The organism is Gammaproteobacteria bacterium (genome assembly GCA_016716465.1).
Lineage (GTDB): Bacteria > Pseudomonadota > Gammaproteobacteria > SZUA-140 > SZUA-140 > JADJWH01.
This window is the reverse complement of the sequence record JADJWH010000007.1, coordinates 186,988-206,375: the sequence shown is the minus strand read 5'-3', so window position 1 is coordinate 206,375 and position 19,388 is coordinate 186,988. Positions and strand designations below refer to the sequence as shown.

The 19,388-nt window shown below is 49.2% G+C and carries 12 protein-coding genes; 4 read left to right on the top strand and 8 right to left on the bottom strand.

The window, feature by feature from the left end; all coding sequences use genetic code 11:
• The first annotated feature begins 59 nt into the window (after nt 1-59).
• The 3 genes from IPM20_14115 to IPM20_14105 all read left to right on the top strand — a co-directional run bounded on the left by IPM20_14115 (nt 60) and on the right by IPM20_14105 (nt 5,706).
• On the top strand, nt 60-2,588 hold the full coding sequence (locus IPM20_14115) for a carbohydrate-binding protein (protein ID MBK9132748.1): 2,529 nt from the start codon (nt 60-62) through the stop codon (nt 2,586-2,588).
• A 19-nt stretch (nt 2,589-2,607) separates the two neighbouring features.
• The gene (locus IPM20_14110) at nt 2,608-4,077 is read left to right on the top strand and encodes a hypothetical protein (GenBank protein MBK9132747.1); all 1,470 of its coding nucleotides are present in this window, start codon (nt 2,608-2,610) and stop codon (nt 4,075-4,077) included.
• A gap of 675 nt (nt 4,078-4,752) precedes the next feature.
• On the top strand, nt 4,753-5,706 hold the full coding sequence (locus tag IPM20_14105; protein MBK9132746.1) for a hypothetical protein: 954 nt from the start codon (nt 4,753-4,755) through the stop codon (nt 5,704-5,706).
• An 11-nt stretch (nt 5,707-5,717) separates the two neighbouring features.
• Here IPM20_14105 and IPM20_14100 read toward each other — a convergent pair whose 3' ends face one another.
• The 8 genes from IPM20_14100 to IPM20_14065 all read right to left on the bottom strand — a co-directional run bounded on the left by IPM20_14100 (nt 5,718) and on the right by IPM20_14065 (nt 16,212).
• Nucleotides 5,718-7,232 carry a hypothetical protein gene (locus IPM20_14100; GenBank protein ID MBK9132745.1) on the bottom strand — a complete coding sequence of 505 codons (1,515 nt, stop codon included), beginning with the start codon at nt 7,230-7,232 and terminating at the stop codon, nt 5,718-5,720.
• 101 nt (nt 7,233-7,333) lie between these two features.
• A complete protein-coding gene (locus IPM20_14095; protein MBK9132744.1) occupies nt 7,334-8,455 on the bottom strand; it encodes a glycosyltransferase family 4 protein in 1,122 nt (373 codons plus the stop codon).
• A 52-nt stretch (nt 8,456-8,507) separates the two neighbouring features.
• The gene (locus IPM20_14090) at nt 8,508-9,641 is read right to left on the bottom strand and encodes a glycosyltransferase family 4 protein (GenBank protein ID MBK9132743.1); all 1,134 of its coding nucleotides are present in this window, start codon (nt 9,639-9,641) and stop codon (nt 8,508-8,510) included.
• Nucleotides 9,642-9,810: 169 nt separating this feature from the next.
• Entirely contained in the window at nt 9,811-10,926 is a 1,116-nt protein-coding gene (locus IPM20_14085; GenBank protein ID MBK9132742.1) for a glycosyltransferase family 4 protein, read from the bottom strand.
• Between the two features lie 7 nt (nt 10,927-10,933).
• Nucleotides 10,934-11,872: a hypothetical protein gene (locus tag IPM20_14080; GenBank protein ID MBK9132741.1), complete on the bottom strand. Its 939-nt coding sequence runs from the start codon at nt 11,870-11,872 to the stop codon at nt 10,934-10,936.
• Between the two features lie 406 nt (nt 11,873-12,278).
• A complete protein-coding gene (locus IPM20_14075) occupies nt 12,279-13,448 on the bottom strand; it encodes a glycosyltransferase (GenBank protein ID MBK9132740.1) in 1,170 nt (389 codons plus the stop codon).
• 138 nt (nt 13,449-13,586) lie between these two features.
• Nucleotides 13,587-14,705 carry a glycosyltransferase family 4 protein gene (locus IPM20_14070; protein MBK9132739.1) on the bottom strand — a complete coding sequence of 373 codons (1,119 nt, stop codon included), beginning with the start codon at nt 14,703-14,705 and terminating at the stop codon, nt 13,587-13,589.
• A gap of 493 nt (nt 14,706-15,198) precedes the next feature.
• A complete protein-coding gene (locus tag IPM20_14065; GenBank protein MBK9132738.1) occupies nt 15,199-16,212 on the bottom strand; it encodes a sulfotransferase in 1,014 nt (337 codons plus the stop codon).
• A gap of 428 nt (nt 16,213-16,640) precedes the next feature.
• On the opposite strand from IPM20_14065, the gene IPM20_14060 reads away from it, so the two are divergent.
• Entirely contained in the window at nt 16,641-19,352 is a 2,712-nt protein-coding gene (locus IPM20_14060; GenBank protein ID MBK9132737.1) for a carbohydrate-binding protein, read from the top strand.
• Nucleotides 19,353-19,388: the final 36 nt, after the last annotated feature.

Below are 19,388 nucleotides of genomic sequence, written 5' to 3'. Positions count from 1 at the left end.
ACATACGGCTGCTAGGTAACAGGTCCTGAACATGGCCGCGAACCCAAAGGTAAGACTGAATGTTTCGTCCCGCAAAGATCAGGCTGATCTCGCTCTCCTCCATATTATTTCTAGTCGGCACACTGACGGCCTGCGGAGGCGGGGATGATTCAGCATCGGGCGAAAACCATGAGACCGGTGTCATCCTGGGTTCCACCAATGGTGAAAACGACAGCAACGGACAAACCGGAACCGCCACGATCCAGGGAGTATCGCGCAGCGATTCCCAGATCACCATCAGCGGGAGCATCGTCGATGGCCCCGTGATCGGGGCCGCCATCACCATCAGGGACGCCGGAGGGCAGGAACTGGCGAAGGTCTACAGCGACTACCAGGCCCGCTACTCCGCCAACATTCCCGCCGGCACGGCATTCCCGGTGACGATCTCTTCCAGCGGCGGCACCGACCTGGTCACCAATGCCGAGCCGACCTTCAATATGGTCAGCACCGTGATGAGCACGCAGGAGACCACGGCGAACATCAACCCATTCTCCACACTGATCGTGAAGACGGCGCAGAAAATGCCCTCGGGCCTGACCCCCGCGAATCTGGTCACGGCCAATCGGAACATCCTTGCGGGCTTCAATGCCGGCCTGGATACCAAGAAGATGCCGAATCCAATCACGACACCCGTAACCGAGCAGAATGTCGCGACCGTCGTCAAATCGAGCGAGGTGCTCGCGGAGATAATTCGAAGGAACTATTCCGCCCTTTCCAGCGTCAATAGTGAGGTTACTCAAAACACCTTGATTGAGAGCCTCGCCGCCGATATGACGGATGGCGTGCTCGATGGCAAGGGAGCCTCAGGGGCTGACACCACAGTTTCTGCAACTGCAACAGTTGCTTCCGGGCAAGTACTAATTGAAGCCCTTAGCAATAACCTGCAAGTGAATAATGCTCCGGCCACCAGTCAACTGGATGACTCGATCAAGGCGATTATGCCCACCGCGACCGAGACAACGGGGGAACTTCCAGTTAACATGGAAATTTTGCAGAACGTACAGACCGCTCTCGCTGTAGCTGCTGTCATTGCCCCCAGTGCGGGGCTCGCAGATATTCAGACCAGCATCACCACTATTGAAGTCGGCAGCACAGCGCAGGAAATCGCCATCAATCTGGCCGCGGCAAACAACACCAGCTTGCTCGACGATGCCATGTCGGAAATCCTCAATCCGGCCAATACCGAGGAAACCGCGGTTGTGGAACAGGTAATAAGCAGTATCCCCGTGGGACCCGCCACCGACTCCGCGCAACGAGCCTATGGCGGGACACCCTGGACGGTTCCGGGCCTGATCGAGGCCGAGTTTTACGACGAAGGCGGTGACGGGGTCGCCTACTCCGACACCACCCTCGGCAATGCCGGCGGCTATCTGCGCAGCGACAATGTGGACATCTGGGTCTCCACCGATACAGGCGGTGGCTACATGGTGGGTACGACAAAGACCGGGGAATGGCTGGAATATACCGTCAACGTGGTCAACACCGGTGCCTACGTCATCAACCTGCGTGTGGCCTCCGCCGAAGACGGTAAACTGGCCCGCGTCCTGCTGGACGGCAGCGACCTTACCGGGTCGATTGCGGTCCCCAACACTGGCGGCTGGCAAACCTGGCAGACCGTAGGAAAATCCGTCAATCTTGGATCCGGCCTGCATGTCCTGCGTGTGCAGGTCGACAACGGCAGCTTCAACCTCAATTCGATCAAGATCACGGCTGACAGCTCCAGCGGACAGACCAATGGGACGCAAACGACGCCGGTGGTAGTCATTGACCCCCTACAAAAACCTCATGGCGGGACGCCCTGGACGGTTCCGGGCCTGATCGAGGCCGAGTATTACGACGAAGGCGGTGACGGGGTTGCCTACTCCGACACTACCAACGGCAACTCTGGCGGTTATCTGCGCAGCGACAATGTGGACATCTGGGTCTCCACCGACATTGGCGGAGGCTACATGGTGGGCACTACCCAGGCCGGGGAGTGGCTGGAATATACCGTCAACGTGACCACTACCGGAACCTATACCATAAACCTGCGTGTGGCCACCGCCGACAGTGGAAAACTGGCTCGCATCCTGGTGGATGGCAGCGATCTTACCGGCGCGATTGCCATCCCCAACACCGGCGGCTGGCAAACCTGGCAGACCGTCAGGAAATCCGTCAATCTCAGCGCCGGCCTGCACGTGCTGCGCATGCAGGTGGACAATGGTAGCTTCAATCTCAACTCGATCGAGATCCTGTCTGGCAACATAGATGATCAGGCTGATGTTACAAACACCACATTAACGCTCACCTGGTCACCCAATTCTGATTCCATACAGGGCTATATCGTCTATTTCGGCCCCAGCGAAAATGCGGTCACCACCGAAACCACGAATATTCAGGCATTCGCCGGGAGCTTTGACCCCGTGAATCCGGCTATACAGTATGACTCCTGGTATGATTTAGGCATGAAACCCGGGGATAATATCTGCTTTAAGCTTCGCGCTTATAATGCCGATGGTATCTCAGACTGGTCTATGCCCGCATGCACCATGGTCCCCCTGACCATCTGAGACTGAGAACAACCTGCCAATGCATGACAAGAACATGAGCATATCCATGCGCCGCGACGCACACCCCTTCGTTTATCCAGATACGAGCACAAAACCTATCATGTTGAAACAATCCCTCTATCTTCTGATCTTCCTACTGGCAAGCTCGATTGGAGCGGCCCCAGCAGCTCCTCCGACGACGCCGACGGACATATGCATCGAACACTCGGAGGGGATTCAATGTGCCGCTTCCAGCAATTCCTCTGCTGCAAATGTATCAAGTAGCCAATCCGGAGTATTCCCCGGAACAAATTTGAAATTCCGCCCCGGCATCGTGGTGGATACATCGGAAGAAAATCCTTCCCCTTCCCTCATGGAATCTAAGTGGCAGGCCTTATTTACCACCAGCCCGAATCGCAAAGCCTCATATCGGCCACCCGGGGTATATGGTGGGATAGTATTTCCCTTACGCATGTGGAGATATTACACCAACCAGAATATCAGACCCTCTAATCCGGCAAATCACACTGACCCGGGATATGATTGGAGCCTTCTTGATGCAGCATTTAAAATCAATGCAGTACAAAACGAAGGGGCGCTCCTGGTACTTAATCTAGGAGTAGTTTCGTGGGGAAACAGTCCCAGCACTCCGGCGTGGTTAAATGCAGCTCCGTATGATGCCGTTTGGAGCACTGATGGAACGTCACATTGGGTTCCCAAGTTCTATCGATATTCTGGGCCTGATGCTAGAGGACTAAGAAACAGAGGCACTGCGCCATATGTAATCGATGAGATTTTAATCTTTGTCAAAGCAATGTATGACCATTTAGTTGCAACTGGCAATATAAACAAGGTCATGTTTATACGCTGTCCAGAAGCGGAGCCGTCAGGTAATCTCCCCAGCGATTACAACTCAACAGACTATTATCATGGCATGAGCCTGCTTAACAGAAAGATTGCAGAGATTTATGCGGCATCTGGCATCTATGTAACACAGTCGACCCTGGTAGGGGGGGGGCTTGATATACGCTGGCAATATATGAACAACCCACACATGGGTGCGAACTTCCCTGACATGAAAATGGTGGGAACAGATAATTTCACTAGCGCGACCAGGTTTAATGACCTGAATGGCGTTTATCAGAAGGATATTAGATTTCTGTCGCAGGCGACTGAAAGTAACGGACAGAGAGAAACCACTTTCTTTGCAGCTGGCATTCCCAATCCATGGAATTACAGCAATGTAACTGTGCCACAGACATTTTCCCATATTGTATGGGCGCTCTCGGGCTCGCCAAAAGCGACAGATCCGGCAAAGAGGAATTCTGGGCTAGGCCGGGCCGGCGAAGACCCACCCGGCATAATGCCCGTCCATAATCTTGCTGTATCATGGGACACCCCTTGGCACAATAACCCGCCGACTCTTGAAGAGGTTCACCAGGCACTTGATACATTCGGGCCACCAGGAACATTTGCTTTCCCATATCTGCCCCCAGGATATGAACCCTGAGTCTGTTGGAGCTTCAAAGGGTATTTCATAATACAAGCACAACTAGCTCCTTGAACTGGCTCGGGCTGCATACGAATACTATCCGACCCTGCCCCAGACTCATCATTGAAGCAAGTACGTCATCACCTCACATTCGGCTCCCGTTGCCGTTTCTTGGATGTAACAACAATGAACTATCTAAACACTCCCCCCGTGAATAACTGGTTGACGGATACGAAAAGGGGCGTTTATCCTTCCTGTACGCTATATTGGCCAGATGAAGTTTCCTTCCGATTCAAATAACAGATATTCTGATCGTTATCGCCAATGCTCTGCCTTATCGAGATTATTTGCCACCCATCTATAACGAATTTCTCTACAGGAACATCGCGGAAAATTTTTCAAGAGCAAAGCTGTGTTTCATCGAGCACCACAAGTCACTCGCATATGCCACACAGAAAATATAGAACCCAATCGAGCAAACTGTAACATAATCATATGCCTCACAAATGCATAAAAATCTATATAACCAATTTCCGCCAACTCATAAATGCAGTGCATATAAATCAGCCGAAACTAATAGAAAAATACTTTAAACCAGAAAAGTACAACCATGGCAGCGCCTCCGGAAAATCTGGCTGATTTATCTAAAAAATATCCCTCCAAAGAACATCCCCATTGATGGTAATAACTCAAATGACAGAAAGAAAACTGATCTTTGTTGGGGGAACCGCATTTAGTGGTTCTACCTTTTTTGACATGACGCTGGGAAATGATCCTGCTGGGTTCTCAACCGGGGAAGTCAATGCACTGATTCACCCCTATCGCGCACACCATATAGATCCAATATGTGGATGCGGAGAAATAAATTGTAACTTCTGGTCACAAGTGCGCGCCGCGGGGAAGCAGAATCTCTATAACAAGATCTTCGAACTTAAACCTGAGGTAAGGTTTATCATTGATTCCAGCAAGGATCCCTTTTGGATTAACTATCAGTCGAAGCTTCTTAGAAAGTCCGGCATTGAAACCAAGCATATTGTTATATGGAAAACCCCTCTAGAATACGCGCATTCATTAAAAAAGCGGGGCAAAGGTTACGACAAATGGGAGAGTTCGTGGATAAACTATTTTCGTCTATATACAACCAAGATAGCTGACTGGCGCTCCGTACCCTACTCCGACTATACACGAGACCCAGCAGTGCTTGAGAATATTTGTTGCTACTTAGGCATACCTTATTTCGAGGGAAAAGAGAAGTTCTGGCACAAGAAACACCATCTTCTGTTTGGAAACGAGTCGGCGCGAGTACACCTTCAAGATCAGAGTTCTGCTGCCAATTTTGAAGAAAGAACCAATAACAACCGGACTGCTGTCACACAAGAATTACGTACTATTTACTATAAGCAGATCAATGATCCGCAATTGGAGGAACTGGTAGCTCTTCGTATTAAAAAGTCAGGCTATTTGCAGGGCATCATGAAAATGCTCACACTCCACGATGTGCGAAACGACCTCATCTCTGATGAAGGGCCAAATATAAAAATGCGGGCACCCGAGGTTCAGGCGCGCTGGCTGAAGAATTCTTTCGCGCGAAGCCTCGGCTATTTGCGTTATGCTCGCAGCAGCCAAATCCAGCCGCCTCACAAATAGAAATCGTCAAGCTACTTTATTTTCTGTAGGCTCAACAGCTGTACCAACCAAATGATCCTTCTCAAGGAATTTAAGAATTGATCATTTGAGCGGGCCATTGAGTACATGCCAATCAGCTTTATGAAATGCGCCCCGAGTCCGATATCAAATTTCTTGACGCCAGAGATAGAAATATAATTAATATAGTTTTTAATTAATCTCGCCTCTCTGAATGTCTTAATAAATTGCTTACACAATCTTTGTGTAGATACCGACTTATCCTCATAAGGGATATGACTGTGTTTAGCATATTGATTATTTATAGCTTGCTCATGGAATTGACGGTTGAGCATATACTCGGCAGGCAATCCTGTTAGAAAGTCATAGATACCTTTCATTAAATAAGGAGCCATAATTTTGATATCCCGCCTATAGAGACCCCATGGCAATAATGCTATTTCTCTCCTCGTTCTATTCCAAAAAAAGAATTGCGAAACAGGATTTGGCGTGTTTACATGCTTCCTTAACTCCTCCGTTAATTTATTGACCGCTCGTTCACGGCTAAATCGTTGATAAAAATCCTCTGGCAGAGAATATCGTATATAACCTTCGTCTATCATTAGATGCTCTGCCAGTTGCTCTAACTTTTCCTTTCTATATAAATCTAATCTCCTTTCATTGAGGAACGCGCTCGCAGATAAAACATCACCACCAATCCCATCATAAATAACCGTGTATCGATTTTCTTCAATAGAATTGGCCAAGCCTAAAGCCCATGCATGCTCATCAGCACAAAAACTGGTAAGATAATTCTTACGAATTTCTTGCCCGAATCTAGACCCCTTTTGATATATAACTGACTGAGCTATTCCCAACTCACGCGCTACTTGGCGAGAGACTGTCAAATCCTGGCCCTTATTAACAGTCAAAAACGAATGTATATTTACCCCACCCTCATATAATGCCAAGGCAATATGCCTCGAGTCCCTTCCACCACTTAACGGGACACCAACCTTTTCGTTCTTATCAGGAGTTGTATTATTAATAGCATTCTGAAATCTCTCTCCATACTCTTTGATCGCCGCCCCTCTAGATAACCCGACTGCTATCTGTGATGATATACACCCTTTTGTAAATACCTCCACTCTCCCATCTTTCCATTTAATACTACAGGCTGGTGGCGCACTATGAATGTATTTAAATGGGGTGTCATCAGCGAGAAAAAATCCCATTCTTATAAAGAATGCCACTGCTTGATCGTCGAGATCCAGAGGGACGTCCCCTTTCTCAACAAGATCAATTATAGACGTGGAGATACCAAACTTTCCTTCATAACTGTAATAATAGATCGGGTAAAATCCAAGCCTATCATTGGAAAATCTAAATTCAATCCCATCCCACTCCCATTCCGCCCATATTCCATCTGCGGTTGGATCATGCTCAGAAGATAGTTTATTTCCTAAAAATACTTTTATATGGTTTTTTTCTGACTGCCCTTTTTCTATAAAAAATTTTTTATTATTCTGAAATCGATAAACAAGGCCCATAACACCCCCTTGGTGTTCCTCACATAGCTCCTCTTAGAGATTGACCACATCAGAATAACCGCGCAGACCAGAGCTTATTCTTAAGCTTTGGATCTAGGCAACTACCAATATATCTTAGACCTTCTTAATACTTTTTTATAAGTATCCAATGTACGTTGCGCCACCTCTGTCCAGCAATAACGCTCACTAACCCATGCACGTAACCTCTCCCGCTGTGCGCCATCTGACTGCTCAACAGCCCGCTCGCACAATACCCCGGCGAGTATGGCGACATTCCCAAGGGGAAAGTAATTAGTTTCCGGAAGGCCGACTTCCAGATTGGCGGGTATATCACTTGCCAGCACGGGTAATCCGTAGCTTAATGCCTCAAGCAAAGCAATCGGAAGCCCTTCATGCGATGATGGCAATACAAAGAGACCAGCATACGAATATAACTCCTGTAGTGCTTGGCCAAATTGAAAGTCTGTGATTACCACACCCGGGATCTGCTCGGCGGAAGATAGCACCTTCATGCAATACCTGTCGCGGCGATCCACCTCTCCAACCAACACCAGCTTCCAATCCAAAAGTCTGGACATGGCAAAGGCTTCAATTAAGTCGAGATGCCTCTTTTCTGGCACAAAGCGGCTAACCAACAAAATATATCTCTTAGCAACCAGCGAAAATCGCCCCAGCGTTTCCTTGGTCTCAGGAATTTTTGGGAGAGTGACACCATTTGGGATAACAACTGAATCGAGACGATATTTATCGAACACCAGCTTTCTAATCACTTTGGAGATGACAATCCTCTGATTCGCACAGAGCATACCCCACTTCTCACCTAGCCGAAGTAACCAACGCGCTGACCTTCCCCATTTTTCGCGATCATAATCCGGACCATGATGCGTGACCACAACCCTAAGTCCTAGCGCTCTACCGAGTGGCGCAATGATCGCAGGGCCAACAGCATGAATGTGCAAGATATCAGGCCTCTTGATGCCGGCATAGAATACCCCGATCAAGGAATGTATCAGCGCTTCCAGCCCCCTGATCCTTGGCGCCCATAATCGGTGAAAAGTAATGCCATTCCACATCCGAAGCTCGCGCGGCACATAGGGTGAACGTGCAATTACATCGATGTGGCAACCCAACTTAGCTAGCAAAGGATACAATTGCTCAGCATGTTGCTCCACGCCTCCCTGGACATTAGGGAACCCACGAAGGCCTAGCACCATTATGCGCATCAATTACTGAAACCCTTTTCACCGTTGCGAGCTTCTGCTATTAGAACTATATTCATTGAACTCCAAGCTCCCGATACAAACTCAGCATCCTAGATCCATACTGGTCCATGTTGAATTCCCTTTCTATCCAAGAACGTCCAGCATGCCCCATGTTGGACATATCCGAGTCCGGAAGACAGGAAAATCGGGCCAATATTTCCGCTAGTTCTCTGATAGAACCCGATTCAAACGTGGCGCCTGTTATCCCATTCTGTATCAATTCTGGGATGCCACCTATCGTGGCACCAATAACTGGCTTGCCTAATGCATAGGCTTCCATAACAGACAATGGCGCATTCTCATACCACTCCGAGGGTAGCACAACCGCACGGGCAGAACGGACAACATCATGCAACTTCTGCCCCTTCAGGTAGCCCAGAAACGTAACATCTGCCCCTTCATCTTTAGAGAGTTTCCGTAGTAGGTGTTCGTCAGGGCCAGTCCCTACAATCGTCAAAGACACGCCAGCAATAGAGGCGGCCTTGATTAAGGTCGAAATACCCTTTTCCCGACTTAGCCTTCCAAAATATACAAATGATTTTCCTGGAACATAATCAACGCTGAATGTCTCCACATCGAGTGCGTTGGGAATGTACAAAAACCGTGACTTATCCCAACCCCATTCAGCCAGCTTAGCCATATAAAAATGACTGGGAACAATAAACCTGTCTATGTGCCGCTCGAATGTTTTCAATGCTCGGTGGAGTAGGGTTTCGGCCATGACTACCGCGCTCAGAGTCACTGAACCTTTTATGCAACTGTGACGTAGGACGTTATATATCCGGCCATCCTTACAGCGCTCGCAAATACCGTCATTGGCAAGCATGTTATATGCAGGGCAGGCGAGCTTCAGGTCATGAAGTGTCATGACGATCGGAATGCCACGCTGCTTGATCAGATGCAATATCGATGGAGAGATATGGTGATAAATATTATGGGCATGGCATATATCAGCAGGAAATACATCAAGCAGCCTGCGCACCCTTCTCCGCGCCTCAAGAGAATAAACCACCTTCGGAACACGCCGAATTTTCCCCCATAGGGAATATTCTGATCCGAACTCAATTTCCTCGACAAAGTAGTCCGACCAAGGAGAATCAATATTATTCGAATGGCGCATAGAGAATGGCGCCACGCGCCAACCCATACTTTCAAACAAGGCATTTTGCCTCAGAAATACCGCTTCCGCACCGCCGCGGAAGTAATAATAATTATTGATTGATAGTAGATTCGACAATGGATTAGAAATATTCTTATTTCAAAGTTCAGCCATTATAATAGAGACACGCACATTTACTTATTTAAACACTTAGAAATCATACAATAAACCGACTTATATGGTGGTTGAGCAGAGATGAAACTCCTTCCAACGTAAATTTCTCATGGTAGATACCATAGCCCATTTTCCCTAATTGTTCGCATTTGATCGGGTCAGATAACAGCTCTATGAGCAGAGCTGACAACCTGTCTACATCGCCAGTATTGACCTTATATCCATTGATGCCATCATGGATGAACTCTGGAAGAGCACCGATATTGGTTCCTATAACTGGCAATGAGTAGCTCATAGCTTCGATAAAGACTATTCCGAATGGCTCGCGTTGGGTAGGCAAACAAAATACCGAGGCATTTTCATAATAGAGCGGTAAGTATTCTTTATCGACAAGACCAATCACTTCCACGTTAGGTAACAAAATGGTGGGAGCACAACCAACGACAACTAGGCTGGCATCAGGAATGACCTCCAGCACCTGCTTGAACGCCTCAACCAACTGAGGCCCACCCTTCCTCTCCCACTCAATGCCGACAAATAATATCTTCTTTCTCTTGTATTTTTCAGCATTTACAACCCCGCTCCTAGTTGTAATGAATGGCGCAAAATAAACGCATTCAACATTACTAGGGTCGCAAGAATAATCATTTATCACCGAATTACGGATCGCCTCAGAACGCGTAAACACCATACTTGCTTCGCTGTAGATATTACGCTCAAGGTTTATCCACGATTCCGCCAGCAAATCTCTTTTTTCATCATAGGAAGGGTAGTTTTTATTGGCTAGAACCGTATGATCTGTATATACGAAATTTGGGATATCACGCTGCTTCCCGTTGAACAACGAGCAATCTTGAATAGTAAATGCATAACCCTTCGCTATATGAGAATCCAGCAGGCGACTGATCACATGATACATATAGGGAGTACCAAAGAATCGGTTATAAATAACGCTCTTACTTTCAAATATTGTCGAGAAACCATAGATTTTTATAACGTGAAATAAATTAATAAATACATAAAATATTTTATTCCTTAAAATGTCTTTTATATCGATAACATCCAATTGATAGTCAGGAAATGTATGCGCCAAGATTTTAATGATCTGGTCAATAATGGCATGGTTCGACCTGATCTTGATGAACGCATATTTTTTCATGACGCGCTCATCTGCTCTCTTTGTGAAAATTGTATCTCAAGGATGCGGATTTTGCTGCCACATAACCAGAAAAATAAGAAAACATGAATATCAACGTATTAAAATAAAACATGTTGATATAAGTCATAGCTATGAGAATAACTGCCAATACTCCCAGCCATCCAGATGCCAAAATTGCACTAGAGTCACCCGACCTCGACAATTTATGTGCATCAACGATTAGGAAAATTAGAAACAAAACGAAGAGGATTACGCCACCAACACCTGTTTCCCACAACAATAATGTTAACAGCATTTCGCCGCTAACCGCGCCCAGACGTACGGCATACTCTCCGGAAAATACATTTAGGATCGAGGTCGATACATTTCCCACCCCAAGTCCGAGCCACAATTTTAACGGTCGATCAGAAAATACATTAATCGGGAGAAGTATTTTGTCGATCCTACCACCACCTTCTTTGCTACCTATTACATCTCTAGGGAGTTCCATACTGCCAATCTGAATACGCTCCAACAAGTCCTTCTCTTTGTAGAGTTCTTTTTGACTATAAAGATAAGAAGTGCTGCGATCTGAGGTTATAAATTCTAGAATGCTGGCTCCACGCCCCAATTGACCCGAAATCTGGTCATAGACATATACGAACCCAATCAATAGTGACAAGGATATTGCGGATATACTTACTAGCTGCAGTGCTGACAGTTTTTTTCTGGATGCATATAGATATGGAATAATCAATACGATAGGCAAAAGTACCAGCGTAGCTTTTGTTTCATTGATCATCGTTGGCAAGAACAGGATGCACAATATAATAACGAATGCCCCGGCACGTATCTTTTCTCTGATGAAATATGCTAACAGCACAGCTATCGCCGAAAGCATAAGAATAGAAAGCACACCTGAGGCGCCCAAGCCTAGCGTTCCAGTGACCACGTCGCCAGTAGCCATCCCCCTGTACTGGACGAATCTCTGATAAAGAGCAATGGGGCACTGAATTATCGACAGAACTAACACTAGTCTCAGCTGATTTCTGATTTCCTTTTCTGAAAATGGATACACCATTGGCAGAAGAAACACTGGCAGCCATTTTACATAAGGGCGAAGACCCGTTAGCAAGGTACCCGGCGCAACCGAGTTCACAACTAATCCCGTCAATACATGTAGAAAAACCAATATGCCAAGTATCACATACTTCGGGCTCAGCGACATCGACTTGTGCGCAGCGAACCTAACAATCACCACCACAAATATAAGGAAGGATAATACTTCGGGAAGCAGCGTAAGCTCTCTCTGTACATTTGACGCTAGGAAACTGGAGAAGAATACAGTGCAAATTATCAAATTAACTAGCCTGTTAATCATCTAATTGCTGCCGCTTCAGCAGATATTCTGATAACTTTCTACCCTGAACTTCCCAGTCATATTCTGATTTTACATGGTCGTACGCTTTTATAGCCGTCTGCGACAATTCATCCTTGTGATCAAACGCGTACTCTATTGCATTACTGAGATCCTCGGCCTGAGATCCCTTTGCCCATACGATATAGTCCAAGCCATCAGCAACGTCCTTATGCGCGGGGATAGGCGTCAATATAATGGGCCTGCCGCACGCCATGTATTCAAAAACCTTCAACGGACTTGAGACATTCCATTCGATTAGATCCGGCAAAGGACAGACACAACAATCCGCCTGCGCTATTCTTTCTGGTATTTCTTCATACGGAACCATACCCTCCAGAAACACAGTGCCACTCAATCCTTGCTTATTGATAAGCCCCTCCAAGCCAATCTTATCCAACACTGGCCCGACAATTACCAGACGCACATTATCTTTATATGCAGGCCTTAAAATTGACATCGCATCAATAAGATTATCCACGCCACGATTTCCGTAGATGCTTCCATGGTAAAAAATCGTATATCTGTTATCTGCCGCACGTACCTTATTATTTTCAATCGGCTTGAAAACCCTCGTATTAACGCCGGACTGCCAGATAACGTAATCATCAAATGTGATGCTAAACTCTTCCTGGATCGCCAGCCTCAATCGGTTGGTTATAAATGAATAACTTCTGACCAATCGAACAAACATCATGAGAGGAAAAGTCCAGAACAAGAATCGATCTATCCTTTTCTTCCAGGATTTATTTGCCCTCAGGGGAAGTGTGCGAATGTCCAGATGAAGATTGGAGAATCCGAGAAGACGCAAAACTGGCGAAAGCAGTAGAGTCGTCTGGTTCAAAATGAAGATATCGTCTCTTTTAGCGTTGAAAGCCGTCCATATCAGCATGTTCATCATGAGACTATATCTGAACAGAAAGGATAAATTGATGGACGAAAGACTGACGATAGCAATGCTCGAGTCCCTGATCTGATATGGGTTCTTTCCGTATCCAGTCACGATTACTACGTCAAATCCCTCCTGCGTCAAAGCCCGCGACATTTCTATCATCGGACTTTTATTTGGCTTCAAATCAAACCGATCTGGGTCCATCCATATTATCTTTTTTAAGATTGCCTTCACTTCAATAACTCCGCCACGATCATTTTCCTAGACCGATTAGAAAGTGCTTGCCCTAAGTGCTCTGATTATTCCCAGTAATGGGCTTGATATCGGACCGGCAGAGTCGAATCAGTAGACTTTTTGGCATCACCATAATATTCATCCAGACTCGATAACTTCCATGATTCTGGAAATATTATCCAAAGAATGATTTTTCATGGCATGCCTCCTGGCATGCGACCCCATATCGGATCTCAGCCTCTCATCAGATGCAATCGTTAAAACATCCGCACACATCTGCTTATAGTTTCCAGAGAAAAAACCGACCCTGCGATCGTTAAAAATGCCATCAGGATTTATCTCTAGACTTACTACGGGCACCTCCCGCATCCATGCCTGAATAAAGGTATTGGGGAAGCCTTCGTATTCACTGGTATTCACGAAAATATGTGCCTCCGATAAGATGGCATTGACCTCATCCTGCGGAAGCTCACCCAGATACCTGAGATGGGCGGCGCTCTTTATCCTGCCCATCAGATCTTTGTGCCAGGCCGAATGGCCTGAGCGGCCAATCATTATGAATTCAATCCCGGAATTAGAATGCAATTCATTGGCAAGATTTACGAATAGCTCTGGCCGTTTTGCAGGCTTGAGATTTGCCACCCACACAACCTTGATCAAATCATTTCGCTTCCTCGAAGCCACACTGATAGGCTGGAAATTCGGGATCACCTGCTCGGCAGTACAACCATAATAGGTCCTGAGCATCTCAGCCTGCTGATTCGTTTGCGCGATGATGCCACCGCTATTCCTTATGCCATACTCCAAAATCTTTTTCTCCAGATATCTGGAAACGATGTTATAGGATTTGTTTTTATCCAGATGGAATGGCAATACGTTCACATCGTTCGCGATGTGCCAAATCATTCGGCAGCTGTTCTTTTTAGCATAAAAAGCGGCGATTCCTGTATATGAACACCCCATGCGCTGATATATTACATCTGGCCTAATCTTGTTCAGTGCCGCCAATAGCGCGCGCGCATCGAGAAATAGTCCTAGCTTCTCGGCAAGCAAGCCCGACTTGACCTTTTCTATGACGTATCCTTCTGGCTTGTAGCTCTCGCTGGCCTTTCTGGTGATATAGGTTAACTCGAACCTCTTTTGTTGAATAAGCGCGTCGATCAATAGACGCACCTGCTGCTCGGCGCCACCGTAACTTCCCGCCCAGTGGCTGGGAATAACGAAGCAGAGCTTTAATTTTCTAGCACTGGAAGGCATTGGAGCGTCTCATATTCCGAAAATTTCGTCACAAGCTTTTAGAAAAACTCTTCTATTTAAAGTATGCCTTGCGTTCAACTCATTAAAACGACTTGGCTGTTTGCCGATGATCTGGTGGCCTTCCCCTCAAAGAGTGTCCAGATCAATCGAGCATTTTTCATAACATAAGTGCCCCCCCCCAAGACAAGGCTGACGTTATATAGCCCAATGCGTTACGCAGCATGTAGCTGTGCTGGGAGGGATGGATAATCGACAAATAGCATATACGCCGCCTCTATCGTTTAGTCAGTGGCAACCTTTAATGCATCCGACTACATGCCAAAGGAATCAATTAGTTGTAAAGCGATAATAGAACACATGAAACCACGCGTGGCGTTATTTTGTTATAAACTCAACAGAGAAAGATTCTGAGTATTGGATCAATATCAAACCGCTCAACTTTAGCCAGCAGATAAAATTGTCCATGGCCTGTTCGGCACCATTTATATATCAATTACCAGTCCAGATCCTTACAATAACCCGTCTCCAATAGAACCTGCCCTGAGATCCCCTTGAAGATACGCTTCCGGCTTGACGGCCACTCGCTCCAATGCCCGACGGACTTAAAGTTATCCGGCTTATCCATCGGATCCCAGGACACGCCCCCCCTCTGCAATTCCTTTACCGTGGATGATCCCCTGACCGGTAGATCCTTGATCTGGCCATAGGGATATATCGACTGATCGAGCCCATAAGTTTTGCAAGCGGCGGTCACAAACGCCTCCGGAGCCAATACGACGTCTTCGTACTTCATCGTCAGGTACTCGTATTCCTCCCGCGGATACTGACGCTGAAACGCCAGCATCATCCTGGCGCTGTTTGCCCACAATTGACATACCTCATCGAAACGTCTACCCGGCCAGGAGTTTATTGTCGAGGCCACCAGATCCCGCCCATCCCGCAGCAACAACAGCGGGGTTTCATGGGGAAATACCGTATAGAAATGATTCAAATACTGCACATCCGGAATCTTGAGCAGCATGCGCTTGCCGGGGGGGACGAAGCTGTATAGATAGGCAATGAACGCGGCACCGAACAGGGGTAGAAAATCCTTGTTACCCATTCGGCTGATGTTCTGCCGGTAGGCCCGGAAAAAATGCTCTTGGGTCCTGAGGATATCGCCGGTCAGCTCCAGAAAGGGAACTTCCCATAATTCATTGGGATAGGCGTGCAGATCCGGATGCAGACGCAGTAGCTCGCCGGTATATACCGTTCCGGACCTTGGCATCACGCCGTGGATGATCAGCGCCGGCGGGCGCTCTCCCCGAATGGTCCGCGCTACCTCGATGGCCTCTCTGGATACCTTTATCGGCTCTGATGCGATAAGAAATGGGTGTTGTTCCCCACGAACACCCTCAAGCCCATGCTTGAGAATCCGTTTGATTCTGTTGAAAAAGGACATCTCGAAAAGCCCCTGAATAATTAATTGCTTATTGTTCTTGTAAAGACTGGCATCCAGAAAACTCAAAGGCCCTGGAGCCGATTATATTCTCCCCGAATCCGGGATCGATGCAAGCATTTCCCTGTAATCATAATAACTTATGCTCTCCACCCTCTATAAATCTATAAGGAATATCCAACCCCGATCTCCACTCAGTTGCCGAAAACTCGTGAGACCATCTCGCAAACCCTCGTATTTACCGATTCATCGCCATAAAATCGTCATAAAAATCCGGCGTCAGAATGTTGTCACACGAATTCGACGCATGGTATCTTTGGCTGGCAATTTTGGGTCCTGAGGTGGAAGTATCGGGCTTTCTCGTCGCAATCGTGCAAAAAGTGAGGAACTGAATCCTTCATTTGCCCGTCTCAAGAAACGGCTGACAAGCATATCTTCTCTGCGCCATCAGACGATCCGGAAAGTTATTTGCTATCAATATAGTGAGGATAACAATCATGTTGAAATATATCCGGAGCCTGCGGAAGGATCTCTCCCGTCCTCTGATGGGGTTGGGGACCACCGCTATTCTCCTAGGGCTGATCGCGCTTCCCGCCCATGGCGCGGCCCCGGCCAACATCATCCCCGATGCTTCAATGGAAACCGGTACAGCGTGGGTTTCCAATACCGCCAACGGGGCCGTGGTCAACGGAGTCGCGCACAGCGGGAACCGCTCGATAAAGCTGACCCACAATGGTAACAGCAACCCCTCGCAGACCCAGACGAACATCACTCAGGCGCGCATTCCCGGGATCACCCCCGGCGCCGAGTATGTCTACACCGTATATGTCAAAGGCGATAACGTCGCGGGCAATGGCGCGGGTGGGAAACCACTCGCGGTGGTGCGCTGGAGGGATGCCTCCAATGCCGCGCTGGCAAAAGAGATGTATATGTGGGGGCCGTATGGAACCTATGACTGGTTCCCTTCGACCATCCACCTCCAGGCGCCCTCCACGGCCTCGAAGGTCGACGCCGGGTTCAGAATCTGGTGGGATGTAACAGGCGGTGTCAGCTACTGGGACGACGCCTCCCTGACGCTGCGCGAATTCCCCAATCGCGGCAGTCTGCTCGCCTCCTACCAGGCGGAAAACGGCACGATTTCAAATGGCGCCATCCAGACCAATGAACCCGACTATACCGGCAGTGGGTTCTTCAAGCCGAATAACAACGGCTATGTCCAGTGGACCAATGTCAGCGGCGGAACTTCCGGTGGCCAACGCGTTATCTCCATGCGTTACGCTCACGAGGGTAACGTTAAGAACGTCGAACTTCTGGTAAACGGGGTCAGCCAGGGCCTGGTGAAGCCGGCCGCTACCGGGCGCGTTTCGAGCTGGGCCAGCCATGACTGGTTGGTAAACCTGAACCCCGGCAACAATACCGTGCGCCTGCGCGCGGTGGAATACACAGCCGGCCCCCTGTTCGACAAGATCGATGTCTACTCCAGGGCCGGTTCGGGCGGCGGCGAGACCCCTACGGTCAGCGACCCCAGCTTCAACCCCAATGGCGGCACGCACCAGGATTCCGTCACCGTGCAGCTCACAAGCTCGACACCGGGCGCGACGATCTATTACACCACCAACGGCAGTACCCCGACCGGAAGCTCCACGCCCTACGGCGGCCCGTTCACTTTGACCTCGACCACCACGGTCAGGGCCATCGCCAAACTGGACGGATATAACGACAGCTCGGTGGTTTCCCGGACCTTTACGATCGATACCGGCGGTGGCGGGGCTCAGCAGTCGCCGTACGGTGGCTCGGTGTGGCAGATCCCGGGCAAGATCGAGGCCGAGAACTATGATCTGGGCGGATCCGGCGTGGCGTTCAACGACACCACCAACGGCAACGCCGGCGGCGTCTATCGCAGCGACAACGTGGATATCTGGACCCGGGCCGCGGACGGCGCCCTCTACGTCGGCACGACCAAGACGGGGGAATGGCTGGAATACAGCGTCAATGTCGCGCAGTCGGGCCAGTATACCCTGACCATGCCCGTCGTGACGGCAGCCAACGGCAAGCAGTTCCGCCTTCTGATGAATGGCGCCGACATCACCGGCACGATATCGGTACCCAATACCGGCAACTGGGAAAACTGGACGACGGTGAGCATGCCGGTCACCCTGAATGCCGGCCCGCAGGTTCTGCGCCTGCAGGTGGACAACGGCAGCTTCAACATCGACTACATGCAATTCCAGAGCAGCTCCACGCCGCCGCCCAGCGGTGGACAGGCGCCGTTTGGCGGTACGCCGTGGGCCGTGCCCGGCATCATCCAGGCGGAAAATTACGACACGGGCGGGAGCGACGTCGCCTACTCCGACAGCACCAATGGCAATGCGGGCAACATCTACCGCAATGACGACGTGGATATGTGGTCCATCACGGGCGACAGCAACTACATGGTCGGCGCCATGTCCAACGGCGAATGGCTGGAGTACACGGTCAACGTGGCGCAAGCGGGCGCTTACACCCTGAATCTCCGGGTCGCCACCGCGGCCAATGGCAAGCAGCTGCGCGTACTGTCGAACGGAGTCGATCTTACCGGCGCGGTCGCGGTGCCGAACACCGGCGGCTGGACGACCTGGCAGACGATCAGCAAAGCCGTGAATCTCAGCGCCGGCCAGCAGGTCTTGCGCCTGCAGGTCGATAGCGGCAGCTTCAATATCGACTATCTGGAGCTGCAGGGAACCTCGACCCCGCCGCCAAGCGGTCAGGCGCCGTTCGGCGGCAGCGCCTGGGCCTTGCCCGGCGTCATTCAGGCCGAGGATTACGACACCGGCGGCGGCGGCATCGCCTACGCGGACGCCACGAGCGGCAACGCGGGCAATATCTACCGCGATGATGACGTGGATATCTGGAGCGCGTCGGATGTGAACGGCGCGTACATGGTGGGCGCCACGACCTCGGGCGAATGGCTGGAGTACACGGTCAACGTGGCGCAAGCGGGCGCTTATACCCTGAATTTCAGGGTCGCCACCGCGGCTAATAACAAGCGCCTGCGCGTCCTGATGAACGGCGCCGACGTCTCCGGCGCGGTCGCGGTGCCGAATACCGGCGGCTGGACGAACTGGCAGACGATCAGCAAGGCCGTGAATCTCAGCGCCGGCCAGCAGGTGCTGCGCCTGCAGATCGAGAGCGGCAGCGTCAACATCAACTGGATCAGTGTGACGCAGTAAGCCGCGCCAGCTCTTTCTGGCATACACGGGGACAGA